Genomic DNA, 16,629 nt, shown 5'->3' on the forward strand with positions numbered 1-16,629 from the left:
CAGAAATTTAAAACTCTCAATTTATTACTAATGGCAATGATTACATTAGCAAGCTTATTGCGTGGTTTTTTAATATAAGCGATTAAAAAAGCGCAACCTAAGCTGCGCTCCAGTTTCATATGTAAAAGGTTACTGCCACGGTCTCTCTGCGGCTAACTGCTTTTCAAACGCATCAATTTGCGGATTGAGGGTTTCGGTTACACCGATAAAGTCTAAGCCACTTAATAAACGTTCTTTTACGTCTTTGCGAATATCAAAGCGAATTGGCGCAAACTTATTACTGGTAAGCACTTGGTTTTCAAGATCCACATCAATGTGAATATCGTCGTGCTGCTCACTTAACACAAATAACTCTTCCAGCGTTTGCGCTGGCAATGCAATGGCAAGCATTTGGTTGTTGCCACAGTTATTAAAGAAAATATCAGCAAAGCTTTCAGCTAAAATCACTTCAAACCCATATTGCTTTAATGCCCATGGTGCGTGCTCGCGTGATGAGCCACAGCCAAAATTATCGCGGGTTAATAATATTTGCGCGCCTTGGTAACAAGGACGGTTTAAAATAAATTCAGGGTTTGGCTCGCCATTATCTAAATAACGCCAATCGTAAAACAGTGTTGCATCAAAACCATCACGGCTTGTTGAGGTTAAAAACTGCTTAGGAATAATTTGGTCGGTATCGACGTTGTTTTTATCAAGTGGGGCCATTAAGCCGCTAAAATAGATGCTCATTAAGCTTCTCCTCTAATATCAACAAAGTGACCATGTATTGCAGCTGCTGCCGCCATTGCAGGGCTCACTAAGTGTGTACGCCCGCCGCGCCCTTGGCGACCTTCAAAATTACGATTCGAGGTGGAAGCACAGCGTTTACCAGCTCCTAAACGGTCATCGTTCATAGCTAAACACATCGAACAACCCGGCTCGCGCCACTCAAACCCTGCAGCTTTAAAAATATCGGCTAAGCCTTCATCTTCAGCTTGCTGCTTAACTAAGCCTGAGCCTGGAACAATCAGCGCTTCAATACCAGCTAAAACCTGTTTGCCTTCAACAATTTTTGCTGCAGCGCGTAAATCTTCAATGCGGCTGTTGGTGCATGAGCCAATAAATACCGTGTCTACTTTGGCGCTTGATAGTTTATCGCCCGCTTTTAAGCCCATGTATTTAAGCGCACTGCGAATTGCATCGGCTTTAATTAAATCGGTTTCTTTATCTGGATCTGGAATACATTCATCAACGCCAATCACTTGCTCTGGATTAGTCCCCCAAGTAACTTGTGGTTGAATACTGCCTGCATCTAGCTCTACTTCTAAATCAAAATGAGCACCATCATCCGTTTTTAAAGTTTCCCAGTAGGCAACAGCGGCATCAAAATCGGCACCTTTGGGTGCAAACGGGCGGCCTTTTAAGTACTCATAAGTGATTTTATCTGGGGCAATTAAACCCGCCTTGGCACCCATTTCAATGCTCATGTTACACAATGTCATACGGGCTTCCATTGATAGAGCTTCTATGCCTTCACCACAAAATTCAGCCACATAGCCAGTGCCACCAGCAGTGCCTAGCTTGCCAATAACCGCCATAATTAAATCTTTAGCTGTTACTGTAGGGCGTAATACACCGTTAATTTGAATTTTTAACGACTTCGCCTTTTTTTGCTGTAGCGTTTGCGTAGCTAATACATGCTCAACCTCTGAGGTACCAATACCATGTGCCAAGGCACCAAACGCACCATGCGTTGAAGTATGACTATCGCCGCAGACTATAGTGGTACCTGGTAAAGTAATCCCCTGCTCAGGGCCAATAACATGCACTATGCCTTGGTTTACTGAATTTAAGTCGTATAGCAAAATGCCAAATTCTTTACAGTTTTCATCCAGTGCCATTAATTGATTTTTAGAGACTTCGCTAGCTGCATCCAGTGAACGACTTTTAGTTGAAACATTATGATCCATGGTGGCAATGGTTTTTTCTGGACAACGCACTTTACGATTTTTTTCACGTAAGCCGGCAAATGCTTGTGGTGACGTCACTTCGTGTACTAAATGACGGTCAATATAAAGTAAATCGGTTTGCTCATTAATGCTGGCAACGGTATGTGCTTGCCAAATTTTATTGTATAAGGTTTGGGCCACTTGCTAACTCCCTGATCTGATTGAGCCACAGCCTGACGGTGCTGTGGCTTTAATAATTAAATGCGTGAAACGATGGCCGCTGCTACATCGGTGGTGGTATAGCCGCCCTGCGGATAAATATCCGGCGTTCCCACACCGGCTTCAACCGCCTCTGCGACTGCTTTTTCAATCGTACGAGCCGCTTCGTCTTGGCCTAATGAGTAACGTAGCATTAAGGCGGCACTTAAAATTTGTGCGATTGGGTTTGCCACCCCTTTTCCGGCGATATCAGGCGCTGAACCACCCGCGGGTTCATACAAGCCAAAGCCTGATTGATTTAAGCTAGCGGAGGGTAATAACCCCATTGAACCGGTGATCATCGCGCACTCGTCCGATAAAATGTCGCCAAATAAGTTATCGCACAGTAATACATCAAACTGGCTAGGCTGTTTAACTAGCTGCATCGCTGCATTATCTACATAAATATAATCTAAGCTCACTTCTGGAAAGTCTTTACTCACTTCGGTTACCACTTCGCGCCATAAAACGCTTGATGCTAAAACATTGGCTTTATCGACCGAGGTTACATGATTGCTGCGCAATTTAGCGGCCTCAAAAGCAAAACGTGCAATACGCTCTATCTCTTTACGTGAATAAGTTTGCGTATCAAATGCAGTTTCTTCTGCCCCTTCGCCACTGCGACCTTTCTCACCAAAATAAATACCACCCGTTAGCTCGCGCACACATAAAATATCAAAGCCTTTTTCGCTAATATCAGCACGTAGTGGTGATGCAGCGCTTAATGCGGGTAACAACTGAGCAGGGCGTAAGTTACAAAACAAACCAAAGTGCTTGCGCAGTGGTAACAGTGACGCGCGCTCCGGTTGGTCATTAGGTGGTAAATGTTCCCACTTAGGACCACCTACTGAACCAAATAAAATAGCATCGGCGTTTTCACAAGCTTTTAAAGTGGTATCAGGAAGGGCTTTGCCAAACTCATCAATCGCAGCGCCGCCAATCGCATGATGTTCACGGTTCAGAGTAAAACCAAACTTATCACTTACTGCATCAAGCACTTGCTCTGCAGCTGCCATAACTTCTGGGCCAATACCGTCGCCCGCTAATACGGCAACGCTGTAATGTGTTTTACTCATCCTGCTTTCCTTTGTTGTTTTAAATCAGACACTTTTTGTGCTCGATAAATTAAGTTATAAACCCGAACCATAGCGCGTACTGAGGCTTCGACCACATCGGCCGCAATACCGGCACCGTGATAAGGACGGCCATCATATTTAGCAATAATATTCACTTGTCCTAATGAGCTTGCACCTTGGCCGGTGGCCTCTAAATTGTATTCAATCATTTCAACGCTCATACCAGTTAAGCGCTCAATGGCTGCAAATGAGGCTTCTACCGGGCCGTTACCTGTGGCCGCTTCTTGTTTTGCTTCGCCATCAATCAACAAACCTATCGTTGAGCTGGCTACCGATTGAGAGTTCGACGTAGAGTGAACAAACTCTAATTGATATTTTTCATCTTTGTCGCTGATTTGATTAAAGTAAATCATTGCTTCTAGGTCGTAGTCATATACTGTGCCTTTTTGGTCAGCTAACGCAACGAAACTTTGGTATAAGCTATCCATGTCGTAATCAGATTTTTGATAACCTAACTCTTCTAAGCGATGCTCTATAACATGACGCCCTGAACGCGAGGTCATATTTAATTGATTACTTGGCACACCCACACTTTCAGGTGACATAATTTCATAGGTATTTTGCGCTTTTAAGACACCATCTTGGTGAATACCTGAACTGTGGGCAAACGCATTTTCGCCAACAATCGCTTTATTTGGCTGTACCGGCATATTACAAATTTTGGCTACTTGGCGAGAGGCGCGGTAAATTTCTTCGCTTTTTATATCGGTATATACGTTTAAATGGTCTTTGCGCATTTTCATGATCATCGCCACCTCTTCAAGTGAACAATTACCCGCGCGCTCCCCTATACCATTAATCGTACATTCGATTTGGCGAGCACCTGCTTGAACGGCAGCAACAGAGTTAGCAACGGCTAAGCCTAAGTCGTTATGGCAATGCACACTTAAACGGGCTTTATCAATATTTGGCACGTTATTCATTAAATGACGGATCATTGCTGCGTATTCATCTGGCGTTACAAAACCGACGGTATCTGGCAAGTTAATCGTGGATGCACCGGCATTAATAGCTTGCTCAACTATTTTGCATAAATCCCAATGTGGTGTGCGTCCTGCGTCTTCACATGAAAATTCCACATCATCAGTGTAATTACGAGCAAGCTTGATTGATTTAACCGCCATTGCAGTGGCATCATCAAGGCTCATTCGCAACTTGTGTTCAAGATGAAGCGGGCTGGTTGCAATAAAAGTATGAATACGGCTTTGCTGTGCACTGCGAAGCGCCTCGCCACAGGCCTCAATATCTTTGGCAACCGAGCGTGCTAAGCCACAAATAATAGGGCCTTTTACTTCAGTGGCAATTCGCTGCACTGAGCGAAAGTCAGCGGGGCTCGAAACCGGAAAGCCCACTTCCATGACATCCACATTTAAGCGGCTAATGGTATGCGCTAGTTGAATTTTATCATCTTCAGTCAGGCTTGCTTTAAGTGCCTGTTCGCCATCACGTAAGGTGGTATCAAAAATCCATACTTTATCTTGCTCTTGCATAACTGCCCCTCATTCCTGTGTTACCCAAATTTCGATTTATCCCTGCAGCGAGATAAAAAAAACCCCGCAATTGCGGGGTTTTGTTGTTTAGCTCAATGCAAACACACTAATCCCCGCTCACTTGCCACAGCAGTAAGAGGTTTAGTTTTAGTGTAATTAAACGATTAGTTTGCATTTGTTTTCTTGTGTGTGTGTCCAATGAGGCTTATTTTTATCATTGCAGCGCAGTAGGCGCAAGCATAAAAATGCCATAAAAATAATTACACAAGACTTTTAAGGAATTTAAAATTCAACAAATAGATAAAAAAGAGATAAAAAATTCAACCTCAGAGGGCGTGGCGTTTAAATTAACAAGCACCGTAAAGTACAGTGCTTATTTTAACTTTTTTTAATATTTACTCTTTCTTTTCTGCGCGTACGTAATTTGACGCACCACGAGTAATATAGCGTAACTGCCAAATAACTCGCTCAATTAATTCATCGCGTTGCTGACCTTCAATATCTAGCGCTTCGGCGCCAGCATTAAATACCAACGTAACCATAGCCTCTGCCTGAATATACGCATGAATCGCATCACAGGGCGTTTCACTTTCTAAATAATGAGCAAGCTCTAAAATAAAGTGTTTCACTTCACGTGCTACTGCCGCTCTAAATGCTTTTGAGGTACCCGAGCGCTCACGCAGCAATAACCTAAATTGATTACTAGAGTTATCAATAAACTCCATAAAAGTAACCACAGACGTATTTATTACACTGCCGCCACTGGCTATTCGCCTACGAGCTTGACGCATCAGCTGACGCAGCGTTAAACCCGCTTCATCAACCATGGTTAAACCTAGCTCGTTCATATCTTTAAAGTGACGATAAAAAGAGGTGGGCGCAATACCGGCTTCGCGCGCTACTTCACGCAAGCTCAAATTTGAAAAGCTATGATCAGCACTAAGCTGATTAAAAGCAGCTTCAATTAATGCTTGTCGTGTTTTTTGTTTCTGTTGTGCTCTAACGCCCGACATCAACAGCTCCCTGAATGAATTTGTAATAAATTTTTAATTAAAAAATAGCTAATAGTACAGTCTAATACTTGACGGCAGCAGATTGAAATATTATTTTAGCGTACAGTTGTACGCTGAGAAATGAGAAAGATGAAAAAACCACCACTTATATGGACCAACGTCCTTTTCTTTAGCCTGACGTTTTTGGCTGCTGTTACACTTGTACCTTGGTATGGGTTTAACTATGGCTTTACAGGCACACAATGGGCTGCTTTTGTAGCTTGCATGTTTTTCGCGGGATTATCGATCACTGCGGGTTACCATCGTTTATGGGCGCACAAAACTTACAACGCACACCCGGTCGTTGAATTTATTTTTGCCTTAGGCGGCGCGTTTGCTTTGCAAAACAGTGCACTGCATTGGAGCAGCGATCATCGTATTCACCACGGTCAAGTTGATGACCCTGTAAAAGACCCTTATGCAGCTACCAACGGCTTTTGGTATAGTCACATAGGCTGGATGCTGCGCGACTACCAAGGCGATAGCTACGGTGATTACAGCAATTGCCGCGACCTACAACGCAATAAAATAGTGATGTGGCAACATAAACATTACTTAAAGCTGGTAGTTGCCATGAATGTTGGTTTACCACTGGTATTAGGTTTAATGTTAGGTGATGTGTGGGGCATGTTATTACTAGCGGGACTACTTCGTTTAGTACTGAGCCAGCATTTTACCTTTTTTATTAACTCTGTTGCGCACATTTGGGGTTCTCGCCCTTACACAGAAAAAAATACCGCACGCGATAACGGCTTTTTAGCCTTATTTACTTATGGCGAGGGTTATCATAACTTTCATCATATTTTTGCTAGCGATTACCGCAACGGCATTAAGTGGTTTCATTACGACCCAACTAAATGGATGATCCGCTCGTTAGCAGCTCTTGGTCTAGCAAGTAAATTAAAGCGCACACCGGTTGAGCGCATCGAAAAAGCTAAAGCAGAAACCTTGATGAGCAAAACACAAGGTCGCCTCGCAAAATTGCCTTTAGCGCAAGATAAGCTTACATTATTACAACAAGAGTACGATTTGTTGCTTAAAAAACTGCAAAATTATTGCTCATTACAAAAACAAGTGTTGGAAGCTAAAAAAAATAATATGGCAAAGCAGTGTGAAAAGTCGGCATTAATGGCACAATATCACGAGCTTGAGGCCGCCTGGGAAACACAAAAACAGGCATGGCTAGCACTTAATGCGAGGTTATTAAAAGCCTCTTTTAGTTAAAATAGGAGTGGCTGTGGCCAAACAACCAGAAAAGAAAAAAGTACCCGTGACATACCAATATGATGCAATCATTATTGGCACGGGTCCTGGCGGTGAAGGGACCGCTATGAACCTCTCTAAAAGTAACAAAAAAGTAGCGGTTATTGAACGCCAAACAGCCGTGGGTGGTGGCTGTGTACATTGGGGTACCATTCCTTCAAAGGCACTTCGTCATTCTGTTAGTCGCTATATTGAATACAAAGCAAATCCTTTATTTAACGTAGGCGAGCGTCCGGTAAGACTTACCTTTCCTGATATTTTACGCCATGCCAGTTCGGTAATTTCAAAGCAATCAAACTTACGCAGCAGTTTTTACGATCGTAACCGCATTCATATGTTTCAAGGCGACGCTAGCTTTGTTGATAAGCACACTATTGAAATTAGGCGTAATGACGGTTCTACTGAGCGCCTTACTGCACAAACGATTGTTATTGCTACCGGCTCACGACCTTATCGCCCACCAGGGGTTGATTTCACCCACTCACGAATTTACGAAAGTGACACTATTTTAGGCCTTGAACATGACCCTCATCGCGTACTTATATACGGCGCGGGTGTAATTGGTTGTGAATATGCATCTATCTTTAAAGGGCTAGGTGCCAAAGTCGACTTAGTGAATACTCGCGATCGCTTATTGGCGTTCATGGATGCTGAAATATCTGATGCATTAAGCTATCACTTTTGGAATAGCGGTATTGTAATTCGTCATAACGAAGAATTTGATCGCATTGAAACCCGTGATGACTGCGTTGTTATGCATTTAAAATCGGGCAAACGTGTTAAAGCTGACTGTATTTTATTTGCCAATGGCCGAACCGGTAACACTGACACCCTTAATTTAGAAGCCATTGGCTTAAAAGCAGATAGCCGCGGACAGATAAAAGTAAACGAAACCTACCAAACAGAAGTAGACAATGTATACGCGGTAGGTGATGTTATTGGCTATCCAAGTCTTGCTAGTGCTGCCTTTGATCAAGGTCGAATTGCCGCAGATGCCATCGCGTGTGGTAATTGTGATGAAAAGCTGATTATTGATATTCCAGCCGGTATTTATACTATTCCTGAAATGAGTTCTGTCGGTAAAACAGAGCAGCAATTAACTGCTGCAAAAGTACCGTATGAAGTGGGACGTGCGCAATTTAAACATTTAGCCCGCGCGCAAATTGCAGGCACAGATGTGGGCAGTTTAAAAATATTATTTCATACAGAAACCAAAGAAGTACTCGGCGTGCACTGCTTTGGTGAGCGTGCCTCTGAAATTGTACATATTGGCCAAGCTATTATGGAACAAAAAAATGGTGGCAACACCATCGACTACTTTGTAAATACCACGTTTAACTACCCAACGATGGCAGAAGCCTACCGAGTTGCGGCGTTAAATGGCTTAAATCGCTTGTTTAAGTAATATTAAGCACTAGGTAACAAAAAGCCCGCTTGAATCAAGCGGGCTTTTTTAATAACTCATCATTATTTAGAAACTATTTAACCTGAACTTTGATTAAGAGACTTACTAACATATTGAATCAAAATTGATATTTATATTTATTTTCTCTAGCCAGAGATTTCCAGTGAAAACAAGGCGAAATTACGCGTCAATAGCTCGTCTATTGCAAGTAAATTCAACGTAGTTAGCGCTGTAAATAGCTGCTTGAGATAGATTTATTATCCAGAGTTCAGGTTATTTATGATATTGCGCACTTAATTCATGCACGGCGTTAATGAATACACCGGCATTTTCTGGATCAACATCTGGTGTAATGCCGTGGCCTAAATTAAATACATGGCCATTGCCAGTACCAAAGTCTTCTAAAATAGTACCAACCTCTTGGCGAATACGATCAGGCGTACCATGAAGCATTGATGGGTCCATATTACCTTGCAGTGCTACTTTATCGCCAACACGACGTTTAGCATCACCAATGTTAATAGTCCAATCCAAACCTACTGCGTCACAGCCCGTTGCGGCAATCGCTTCAATCCACTGACCACCATTTTTGGTAAATAAAGTAACCGGTACTTTACGGCCATCGTATTCACGAATTAAGCCATCAACAATTTTATGCATGTATTGCAATGAAAACTCATTGTAATCACGCGGGCTTAGTACACCGCCCCATGAGTCAAATACCATTAGCGATTGCGCACCCGCTTTAACTTGCGCGTTTAAGTAATCTATCACCGAATCAGCTAGTTTATCGAGTAATAAATGCAGTGTTTGCGGCTCAGCAAACGCCATTTTTTTGATTTTACCAAATACTTTACTGCTACCACCTTCAACCATGTAAGTTGCAAGTGTCCAAGGCGAACCTGAAAAACCAATTAATGGCACTTCGCCTTTAAGTTCACGACGAATAGTGCTCACTGCGTTCATTACATAGCCAAGCTCATCGGTAGGATCGAGTTTAGGAATTTTTTTAACATCAGCTAGTGACGAAATTGGGCGTTCAAACTTAGGGCCTTCGCCTGTTTCGAAGTACAAGCCTAATCCCATTGCATCGGGAATAGTTAAAATATCACTAAACAAAATAGCTGCATCTAATGGGTAACGGCGCAAAGGCTGTAATGTTACTTCACAGGCTAACTCAGCATTTCTACACAGGCTCATAAAATCGCCCGCTTGTGCACGTGTAGCACGGTATTCAGGTAAATAACGTCCTGCTTGACGCATCATCCATATCGGCGTGACATCAACAGGTTGCTTGGCAAGGGCACGTAAATAACGGTCGTTTTTTAATTCGCTCATAGCGTATAGAGTCCTAGGGCTTTTAGAAATTGTGCAAGATTGTACCACCATATTCACGACCCCTCTATCGCTAAGCGATTAAATCGCTACAGAGTAGCGCTAGATCAAGTAATTTTTAATTTTCATGTTGCTTTGTACATAAAAAAACCAAACAAACGTTAATAATAAAAACTTTTCATTAAACTATTTGCAACACCTAAAAAAGCTTGATATTGTATCTCCCGCGTTAACAAAACAATAACAAAAATTGTTAATATAAAAATAATAAAAATCTCTAATAAAAATAAGAATGCTTGTTTAAACAAGTCTAATAAAGAAATTAAACCACCGTAATAGGTGGTTTTTTCTTGCCTGGAATAAACTACTTACAACTTATGCCCTTAAACAAAATTCCCTCTGGTATTACATCTATTTTACTTGTTGATATACACGCCAATTAAATATATCTTGGATAACATAAGTTTTATTTTTATAAGTTTTATTTTTAATTTAAAAAATCCAACCCAGCTTAGGAGAAGAATTATGCTGAAGCGTGTAGAAAAAGCTCAACAAAAGTGGGGGGGTAGCCATACGGTCATCGATAATTGGTTAAACGAACGCCAAGAGCTGATTGTTCTTTACTGTAAAATTGCAGGCTTTTCACCTTATGAGAAAAAAGATCAGTCTTTGCCTGAACCATCACAAATTCAGGCATTTTGCCAAATTTTAATGGATTATTTATCGGCCGGCCACTTTGAAGTGTACGACGATATTGCTAAAGCCTGTGAAAAGAAAGGCCTAGAAAGCCAGCAACTCGCTAATACGATATACCCTCGTATTTCAGATACCACTGACATCGCTCTGGATTTCAACGATAAGTACGCTGAGGTAGATGCTGAAGATTTACTAGAGGGCTTTGATAACGATCTTTCAGTAATGGGTGAAGCACTCGAAGCGCGCTTTGCACTTGAAGATGAGCTGATTGATAACTTATTTTCTAATCACACTGACTAATAATTAGTTATTCAACGTAATAAAAAAGGGACCTAAGGTCCCTTTTTTATTATCTATAACGCTTATTCTGCAGCGGCAGCTTCTGCATCATTTTGAATTTCTAATAATTCAACTTCAAAAATAAGTGTTGAATTAGCAGGAATTTTACCTAAGTCACGATCGCCGTAAGCAAGGTCTGAAGGAATAGTAAATTTGTACTTAGACCCTACAGACATAAGTTGTAAACCTTCAGTCCAACCAGGAATTACACGGTTTAGTGGGAACGTTGTTGGCTCGTTACGTGAGTAAGAGCTATCGAACTCAGTACCGTCTAACAATGTGCCTTTATAATGAACTTTAACCACATCAGTTGCTACTGGTTTTGCGCCTTCGCCTTCGCTCATTACTTCGTACTGTAAACCAGACTCAGTAACCATCACGCCTTCTTTTTTAGCGTTATCAGCTAGGTATTTTTCACCTTCAGCTTTGCTTTTTTCAGACTCTACTTTTGCTTTTTCTTCTTGTTTAGTGCGCACTGATTCGTCTAATGCTGTTAGTACTTCACGAATTTTCTCTTCGTCAATTTTTGCATTACCCGCAAGTGCATCTTCAAAGCCTCGCATTAATAAAGCTTGGTCTAATTCAATACCAATTTCTTTTTTATCCGCTAAGTCTTTATTTAAAAAGTTACCTACAGATGCACCAATACCGTACGCTTGTTGTTGCGCTACAGTATCTAGTTTAACGTCTGCTTGCTCTTTTTTTGCTTCTTGATTACAAGCTGTAAGCGCTAAAACTGACGCTGCAATCAATGACAATTTAATCGTCTTTCTCATTTTAAATCTCCGACACACTTTGCAGTTGCCATTTATTGTAATATTACTAGTTAAAGATTAACGGCCTACATGGTAGGCTGCTTGTTTAATAGCTAAACTAAAAACATATCCAGTGATTAGACAAACAACCTAGGCGTTTAACGAGACCTAGTCTAACCTCTCAGTCACGAAGAGTTAAGAGGAAATACCTGTAATATGTCGTTATTTCGTACTTTTTTAGTCGCCACTTGCTGTTTATTAACAATTGCATGTAGTGATGAAAAACAACAAGCAGTGGCCAGTTTTGAGCACACAGCACAGGGCGCCTTTTCATCTGCGTTATCGCACGATGGTCAATACAGCTTAGTATCTTCTATTCATCATGGGGTCGCACTTTGGGATAATCAACAGCAAGCCCTTAAATACCAATGGTTTCAACAACAAGCGCAAGACAGCCTTGTTTACGCTGTAGCCATTGCTTTTGATAATAGCGTGGCTGTTACCGCCGAAAAAGCCACCTTTGCGGTCTGGGATATTGCCACCGGCAAAAATAAAGGCTTTTATAAAATACAAAAAGCCAGTATCCGCGATATTGCCATTAGTAACCAAGGCCAAAGTGTTGTTTACGGGCGTAGTGATGGCGTTGTAGTATTTATAAACCTTAATACTGGCAGACGCATTGAATTTTTAGGCCACCAAGATAAAGTAAACACCGTAGACCTATCACCTAATGGGCGCTATGCATTGAGCGGCTCTAACGATTATGTGGCCTACTTATGGGATACCCAAAGTGGACAAGTTATCCATCGCTTTAATCACCCAACCCGAGTAACCCAAGTCGCTTTAGATCCTCAAGGTCGTTATGCTTTTACCGCCGACAGTATGGCACAAGCAAATGTATGGGAGCTGACTACAGGTGACCTTGTTAGTAAACTAAAGTATATTGCGCGTCAGAAAATTTTTACCGCAGTGCGCTTTAACGATCAAGGCACTTTATTAGCAACCGGTTCACCCAATAAACGAGTTGATTTATGGCAGCTAACCAGTGGTGAAAAAATTCAAACATGGCAAGTCACTCCGCGAGAAGGCAGTAAGCCCAAATCGGCAGTGGTACTTGATGTGGCATTTACAGATAACGGTAAATCATTGTTAACTGAAAGCTCGAGCGGAATCGCTGAGCGCTTTATTATACGAGAACCAAATGAACACAATTGAACATCGGCTAATGGAACTTGAGGCTAAAGTGGCTTTTCAAGACGAAACAATTGAAATTTTGAATGATGAAATAAAAGTTCACCAGCAACAGTTGGCAAAAATAAAGCGCCAAACCGAGTTGCTGGCTGAAAAACTTAAAGAGTCGCAAGCATCGCAACCTATGATGTCGAATATACCGGAGCCTCCGCCACCGCATTACTAAACTGTTTAGGTTTAGTCGCCTGGATTAAACACGCCAATGATCTGTTCAAATTGGCGTGTTGATGCCTGCACAGCCTGCTCTGGTTGAGCCATTTTATGACCACACTGCATACATTCAACTTTTTCTACGTCATGCTCTTTGTAGAGCATTAACATATCCATGGTTTTACACTCAGGACACGTTGCTCCAGCAATAAATCGTTTTTTATGTTTCACTTCGTTTTTCCTACCATTTTAACTGACGTTATTTTATCGCAATATTTGCCTACTTGATACGATTGATATAGCTAATAAGATCCGTGTTATAATGGCCGCAATTCAATCAAGGCACAGTAAAGTAACGTATTTATGATCCAAATCTCAGAAATAGAACTGCTTCGCGGTGGCAAAGCTTTATTAAAAAATGCATCGGCTACACTATTCCCAGAGCACAAAGTAGGCCTTGTTGGTGCCAATGGCTGTGGTAAGTCAACGTTATTTAGTTTATTAAAGTCTGAGCTTTCGTTAGATGGCGGTAATTGCAGTATTCCTAAAGATTGGTCACTGGCCTCAGTAAAGCAAGAAACCCCCGCCCTTGAAATAAGCGCTATAGATTACGTACTACAAGGCCACCCTGAATATTATGCACTACGTATAGCGCTACGTGAAGCCGAGCAAAATAACGATGGCGACACCCAAGCTAAAGTGCATATTCAGCTTGAAAATATTAAAGGCTATAGCATTGAAGCCAAAGCAGGTGAGCTGTTACATGGTTTAGGCTTTGCTAATAATCAAATAGAAAACCCGGTAAGTGCATTTTCGGGTGGTTGGCGCATGCGCTTAAACTTAGCCCAAGCGCTTATTCGCGATGCCGACTTACTATTACTGGATGAGCCAACAAACCACCTAGATTTAGATGCCGTGTATTGGCTCGAGCGTTTTTTACGTGCCTACACCGGCACGCTAGTACTTATTTCTCACGACCGTGAGTTTTTAGATGCTGTGGTTGATCAAATTTGGCATATAGATAAACAACTTATTAATGTGTACAAAGGTAACTACTCGCAGTTTGAACGCCAAAAAGCTGAGCGCCTATTACAGCAGCAAGCCATGTTTGAAAAACAACAAGAACAAATAGCGCATCTTGAGCAGTTCATTACCCGCTTTAAAGCCAAAGCTAGTAAAGCCAAACAGGCACAAAGCCGTGTTAAAGCGCTAGAGCGAATGGAAAAACTTGCCCCAGCACATGTTGACTCGCCATTTGATTTTGAATTTGCCGAGCCAACAGCCCTGCCTAACCCGTTAATGACACTCGACAAAGCCAAAGCCGGTTATCGCGATGTCACCATTTTAAACAGTATTAAGCTGAACTTAGTACCAGGCAGCCGTATTGCACTTCTGGGCAGAAATGGCGCAGGTAAATCAACACTAATTAAGCTGCTCTCTGGTGACTTACAACCTCAAGCAGGTGAAGTGTTTCAGCATCAAGGCTTAAACATTGGCTACTTTGCGCAGCATCAACTGGAGTCTCTAGATTTAAAAGCCAGTGCCGTCACTCACCTGCAACGCTTAAACCCTAAAGCCAGCGAACAATCATTGCGTGACTTTTTAGGCGGTTTTGCCTTTGTAGGCGATAAAGCACTCGACCCTGTAGCTCCCTTTTCTGGCGGTGAAAAAGCCCGTTTAGTACTAGCTATGTTGGTTTATCAAAAACCAAATTTATTACTACTCGATGAGCCAACCAACCACCTTGATTTAGAAATGCGCCACGCTTTAGTTATGGCATTACAAGGCTTTGAAGGCGCTATGGTCACGGTATCGCATGACCGTCATATGCTTAAAAATACCGCCGATGAATTTTATTTAGTTGATAATGGCGAGGTCACCCAATTTGGCTACGACCTAGATGCATATTATCAGTGGCTGCTTAATGCTAATAAAGAAGCCGCTAAAAACGACACCGACGAAGAGCCAAAAGCCCATTCACAAGTTAACCGTAAAGAACAAAAGCGCTTAGAGGCCGAGTTTAGAAAAGCGATTCAACCGCTGAAAAAGCAAATTGAAAAGCTTGAAAAACAATTGGATAAATTTGCTGCAGAATTAGCTGACGTTGAAGAGGCGCTAGGCGATAACACACTTTATAACGATGAAAATAAAGCTAAGCTTAAAGAGTTAATTACTAAACAAGCCACACTTACGCCTAAGCTTAACGATGTTGAAGAAGAGCTACTTATGGCCCTTGAAGAAATGGAACAGAAAGAGCAGGCATTCGCCGATGAACTTGCTTAACAGCAACGATTTTTGGCAGTTTGCATGTAACCTTTATAGCAAAGGTGACATGCAAACGCGCCTGTTGGATTATCAAAACCAGCTAGGTAAAAACGTAAACCTGTGCTTATTGCTTTACTACTTAGATTCTCTCAATCTAACAATTAGCCAAGCACAGCTAAATAAGCTTGAACAATCAATTAGTGAGCTTGATAAGCAGGCATTGAAGCCACTTCGAGCCACACGTGCCTATTTAAAAGCCAATAAAACCGAGGTTACAGATTACGCCGCAATTCGAAAAGCGCTTCTAGGTGCCGAGCTAAAATTAGAAAAGCAGCAACAAATAATATTGATTGATGAAGTTAATAGTATGAATTTAACACCTTGTGCAACGCCCAATAACAGCGATAAATATTTGGCATAATTTTTCACTATTAATTTCATCAGATCATAAAGCCATTTATATTATGAATATTAGCTCTTATATACATGGTTACTTTGGTTTACTTTTATACACCAAGCTATATATCTTTAGTTTTGTATTGAAATACCTCTTCTAAAGGTAAGTTAAAAACTAAAGAAATTTTAAAAGCCACCTCTAAAGTGGGTGAATATTTATTTGCCTCAATTGCCATTACCGTTTGCCGCGTTACGCCAATAGCATCTGCTAACTGCTTTTGCGTCATTTCATCGCGTAAAAAGCGTAATGTTCGAATAGAGTTAGTTATTGCATACTCACTCATAGATATCACCCGTTCTGCCTTTATAAAGCTGCGCTATGTAATTGACTATTTCGGCAATCAAAAAAGCGCCTACCATGATATGCATTGGTAAATATGGAATATTATATTCGATAGCTGGGCCCCAGTTATTAGCTTCAATTTGATATTGAAAAATAGCAACACAAATTCCCGCCTGTAAGATTATGGCCTTGTATTTATAACCCACTAAATTTATTTGCTTTTCTCTCACATCAGGTGGCTGATTTAATTCATTATCACTGATAAATGTAAGTAATAAATAGCTCAATACTATAAGTATCACAGAATAAATTAACACCTGTAGCAATAAGCCAGATAACCAAGAAACAGAACTAAGCTGCTGCGTACTCGCATTCATTAGGCTGTTTACATAAAAGTAAGATATGTACACACTTACTAGTAAATCGATACTCAGCGTCAGTTCTCTAAAACTTATGCTTTGTAAAAGCTCTTTAAAGTGCTCTGAACGAGTCATATAAAGCTAACTCCAAGTAAAATATTTTTGACTTTTAAACTATAAGTTCACTTTTTAGCCATGTCAAATATAT

At 41.3% G+C, this 16,629-nt stretch carries 17 protein-coding genes; 7 read left to right on the top strand and 10 right to left on the bottom strand.

All coding sequences use genetic code 11. From position 1 onward, the window contains the following. Positions 1 to 129: 129 nt before the first annotated feature. The 5 genes from leuD to fabR all read right to left on the bottom strand — a co-directional run bounded on the left by leuD (position 130) and on the right by fabR (position 5,825). Positions 130 to 729 (bottom strand): 3-isopropylmalate dehydratase small subunit, encoded by a 600-nt coding sequence (leuD, locus tag BG00_RS03470; protein ID WP_036980548.1) that lies wholly within the window; start codon positions 727 to 729, stop codon positions 130 to 132. Beyond that, positions 729 to 2,129, bottom strand: a complete 1,401-nt coding sequence (gene leuC, locus BG00_RS03475) for a 3-isopropylmalate dehydratase large subunit (RefSeq protein ID WP_036980551.1) — start codon at positions 2,127 to 2,129, stop codon at positions 729 to 731. The genes leuD and leuC overlap by 1 nt, the downstream gene beginning before the upstream one ends. 56 nt (positions 2,130 to 2,185) lie before the next feature. Beyond that, entirely contained in the window at positions 2,186 to 3,262 is a 1,077-nt protein-coding gene (leuB, locus tag BG00_RS03480; RefSeq protein ID WP_013466156.1) for a 3-isopropylmalate dehydrogenase, read from the bottom strand. Then, positions 3,259 to 4,812: a 2-isopropylmalate synthase gene (gene leuA, locus BG00_RS03485; RefSeq protein WP_013466157.1), complete on the bottom strand. Its 1,554-nt coding sequence runs from the start codon at positions 4,810 to 4,812 to the stop codon at positions 3,259 to 3,261. The genes leuB and leuA overlap by 4 nt, the downstream gene beginning before the upstream one ends. A 395-nt stretch (positions 4,813 to 5,207) precedes the next feature. Continuing rightward, complete coding sequence (gene fabR / locus BG00_RS03490; protein ID WP_013466159.1) at positions 5,208 to 5,825, bottom strand: HTH-type transcriptional repressor FabR; 618 nt, start codon at positions 5,823 to 5,825, stop codon at positions 5,208 to 5,210. A 129-nt stretch (positions 5,826 to 5,954) separates the two neighbouring features. On the opposite strand from fabR, the gene BG00_RS03495 reads away from it, so the two are divergent. Both BG00_RS03495 and sthA read left to right on the top strand, forming a co-directional pair. Next, positions 5,955 to 7,088 (top strand): acyl-CoA desaturase, encoded by a 1,134-nt coding sequence (locus tag BG00_RS03495; protein WP_024602170.1) that lies wholly within the window; start codon positions 5,955 to 5,957, stop codon positions 7,086 to 7,088. Positions 7,089 to 7,101: 13 nt separating this feature from the next. After that, positions 7,102 to 8,532 (top strand): Si-specific NAD(P)(+) transhydrogenase, encoded by a 1,431-nt coding sequence (gene sthA, locus BG00_RS03500; RefSeq protein ID WP_016900074.1) that lies wholly within the window; start codon positions 7,102 to 7,104, stop codon positions 8,530 to 8,532. A gap of 273 nt (positions 8,533 to 8,805) precedes the next feature. Here the strand turns inward: sthA and hemE are convergent, their stop codons facing one another. After that, positions 8,806 to 9,870, bottom strand: coding sequence for a uroporphyrinogen decarboxylase (gene hemE / locus BG00_RS03505; RefSeq protein WP_036980553.1), 1,065 nt, complete (start codon positions 9,868 to 9,870; stop codon positions 8,806 to 8,808). A 522-nt stretch (positions 9,871 to 10,392) separates the two neighbouring features. Between hemE and BG00_RS03510 the strand changes: the two genes are divergently transcribed. Beyond that, positions 10,393 to 10,863: an Rsd/AlgQ family anti-sigma factor gene (locus tag BG00_RS03510; RefSeq protein WP_013466164.1), complete on the top strand. Its 471-nt coding sequence runs from the start codon at positions 10,393 to 10,395 to the stop codon at positions 10,861 to 10,863. Between the two features lie 62 nt (positions 10,864 to 10,925). Here the strand turns inward: BG00_RS03510 and fkpA are convergent, their stop codons facing one another. Further along, positions 10,926 to 11,678 (bottom strand): FKBP-type peptidyl-prolyl cis-trans isomerase, encoded by a 753-nt coding sequence (gene fkpA / locus BG00_RS03515; protein WP_036980556.1) that lies wholly within the window; start codon positions 11,676 to 11,678, stop codon positions 10,926 to 10,928. Between the two features lie 195 nt (positions 11,679 to 11,873). Between fkpA and BG00_RS03520 the strand changes: the two genes are divergently transcribed. Both BG00_RS03520 and BG00_RS03525 read left to right on the top strand, forming a co-directional pair. Continuing rightward, positions 11,874 to 12,872 (top strand): WD40 repeat domain-containing protein, encoded by a 999-nt coding sequence (locus BG00_RS03520; RefSeq protein WP_036980559.1) that lies wholly within the window; start codon positions 11,874 to 11,876, stop codon positions 12,870 to 12,872. Then, on the top strand, positions 12,859 to 13,074 hold the full coding sequence (locus BG00_RS03525) for a SlyX family protein (RefSeq protein ID WP_036980562.1): 216 nt from the start codon (positions 12,859 to 12,861) through the stop codon (positions 13,072 to 13,074). The genes BG00_RS03520 and BG00_RS03525 overlap by 14 nt, the downstream gene beginning before the upstream one ends. Positions 13,075 to 13,085: 11 nt before the next feature. On the opposite strand, the gene BG00_RS03530 is transcribed toward BG00_RS03525, so the two are convergent. Beyond that, on the bottom strand, positions 13,086 to 13,289 hold the full coding sequence (locus BG00_RS03530) for a YheV family putative zinc ribbon protein (protein WP_008114218.1): 204 nt from the start codon (positions 13,287 to 13,289) through the stop codon (positions 13,086 to 13,088). A 132-nt stretch (positions 13,290 to 13,421) separates the two neighbouring features. On the opposite strand from BG00_RS03530, the gene BG00_RS03535 reads away from it, so the two are divergent. After that, positions 13,422 to 15,341: an ATP-binding cassette domain-containing protein gene (locus BG00_RS03535; protein ID WP_036980564.1), complete on the top strand. Its 1,920-nt coding sequence runs from the start codon at positions 13,422 to 13,424 to the stop codon at positions 15,339 to 15,341. After that, positions 15,328 to 15,744, top strand: a complete 417-nt coding sequence (locus BG00_RS03540; protein ID WP_036980566.1) for a TIGR02444 family protein — start codon at positions 15,328 to 15,330, stop codon at positions 15,742 to 15,744. The genes BG00_RS03535 and BG00_RS03540 overlap by 14 nt, the downstream gene beginning before the upstream one ends. A gap of 97 nt (positions 15,745 to 15,841) precedes the next feature. Here the strand turns inward: BG00_RS03540 and BG00_RS03545 are convergent, their stop codons facing one another. Further along, the gene (locus BG00_RS03545; protein ID WP_010392331.1) at positions 15,842 to 16,063 is read right to left on the bottom strand and encodes a helix-turn-helix transcriptional regulator; all 222 of its coding nucleotides are present in this window, start codon (positions 16,061 to 16,063) and stop codon (positions 15,842 to 15,844) included. Beyond that, positions 16,056 to 16,556 carry a hypothetical protein gene (locus BG00_RS03550; protein WP_010392329.1) on the bottom strand — a complete coding sequence of 167 codons (501 nt, stop codon included), beginning with the start codon at positions 16,554 to 16,556 and terminating at the stop codon, positions 16,056 to 16,058. The genes BG00_RS03545 and BG00_RS03550 overlap by 8 nt, the downstream gene beginning before the upstream one ends. Positions 16,557 to 16,629 lie beyond the last annotated feature (73 nt).

Origin of the sequence: Pseudoalteromonas sp. SCSIO_11900 (genome assembly GCF_000576475.1) — a bacterium.
GTDB classification, from domain to species: domain Bacteria; phylum Pseudomonadota; class Gammaproteobacteria; order Enterobacterales; family Alteromonadaceae; genus Pseudoalteromonas; species Pseudoalteromonas tetraodonis.

What these genes read in the sequence shown, in the direction of transcription:
- BG00_RS03520 (WP_036980559.1), top strand. Translation starts at nt 11,874, where the DNA reads ATGTCGTTATTTCGTACTTTTTTAGTCGCCACTTGCTGTTTATTAACA.
- BG00_RS03550 (WP_010392329.1), bottom strand. Translation starts at nt 16,556, where the DNA reads ATGACTCGTTCAGAGCACTTTAAAGAGCTTTTACAAAGCATAAGTTTT.
- BG00_RS03540 (WP_036980566.1), top strand. Translation starts at nt 15,328, where the DNA reads ATGAACTTGCTTAACAGCAACGATTTTTGGCAGTTTGCATGTAACCTT.
- BG00_RS03535 (WP_036980564.1), top strand. Translation starts at nt 13,422, where the DNA reads ATGATCCAAATCTCAGAAATAGAACTGCTTCGCGGTGGCAAAGCTTTA.
- leuA (WP_013466157.1), bottom strand. Translation starts at nt 4,812, where the DNA reads ATGCAAGAGCAAGATAAAGTATGGATTTTTGATACCACCTTACGTGAT.
- BG00_RS03510 (WP_013466164.1), top strand. Translation starts at nt 10,393, where the DNA reads ATGCTGAAGCGTGTAGAAAAAGCTCAACAAAAGTGGGGGGGTAGCCAT.
- BG00_RS03495 (WP_024602170.1), top strand. Translation starts at nt 5,955, where the DNA reads ATGAAAAAACCACCACTTATATGGACCAACGTCCTTTTCTTTAGCCTG.
- leuB (WP_013466156.1), bottom strand. Translation starts at nt 3,262, where the DNA reads ATGAGTAAAACACATTACAGCGTTGCCGTATTAGCGGGCGACGGTATT.
- hemE (WP_036980553.1), bottom strand. Translation starts at nt 9,870, where the DNA reads ATGAGCGAATTAAAAAACGACCGTTATTTACGTGCCCTTGCCAAGCAA.
- fkpA (WP_036980556.1), bottom strand. Translation starts at nt 11,678, where the DNA reads ATGAGAAAGACGATTAAATTGTCATTGATTGCAGCGTCAGTTTTAGCG.
- BG00_RS03525 (WP_036980562.1), top strand. Translation starts at nt 12,859, where the DNA reads ATGAACACAATTGAACATCGGCTAATGGAACTTGAGGCTAAAGTGGCT.
- fabR (WP_013466159.1), bottom strand. Translation starts at nt 5,825, where the DNA reads ATGTCGGGCGTTAGAGCACAACAGAAACAAAAAACACGACAAGCATTA.
- BG00_RS03545 (WP_010392331.1), bottom strand. Translation starts at nt 16,063, where the DNA reads ATGAGTGAGTATGCAATAACTAACTCTATTCGAACATTACGCTTTTTA.
- leuD (WP_036980548.1), bottom strand. Translation starts at nt 729, where the DNA reads ATGAGCATCTATTTTAGCGGCTTAATGGCCCCACTTGATAAAAACAAC.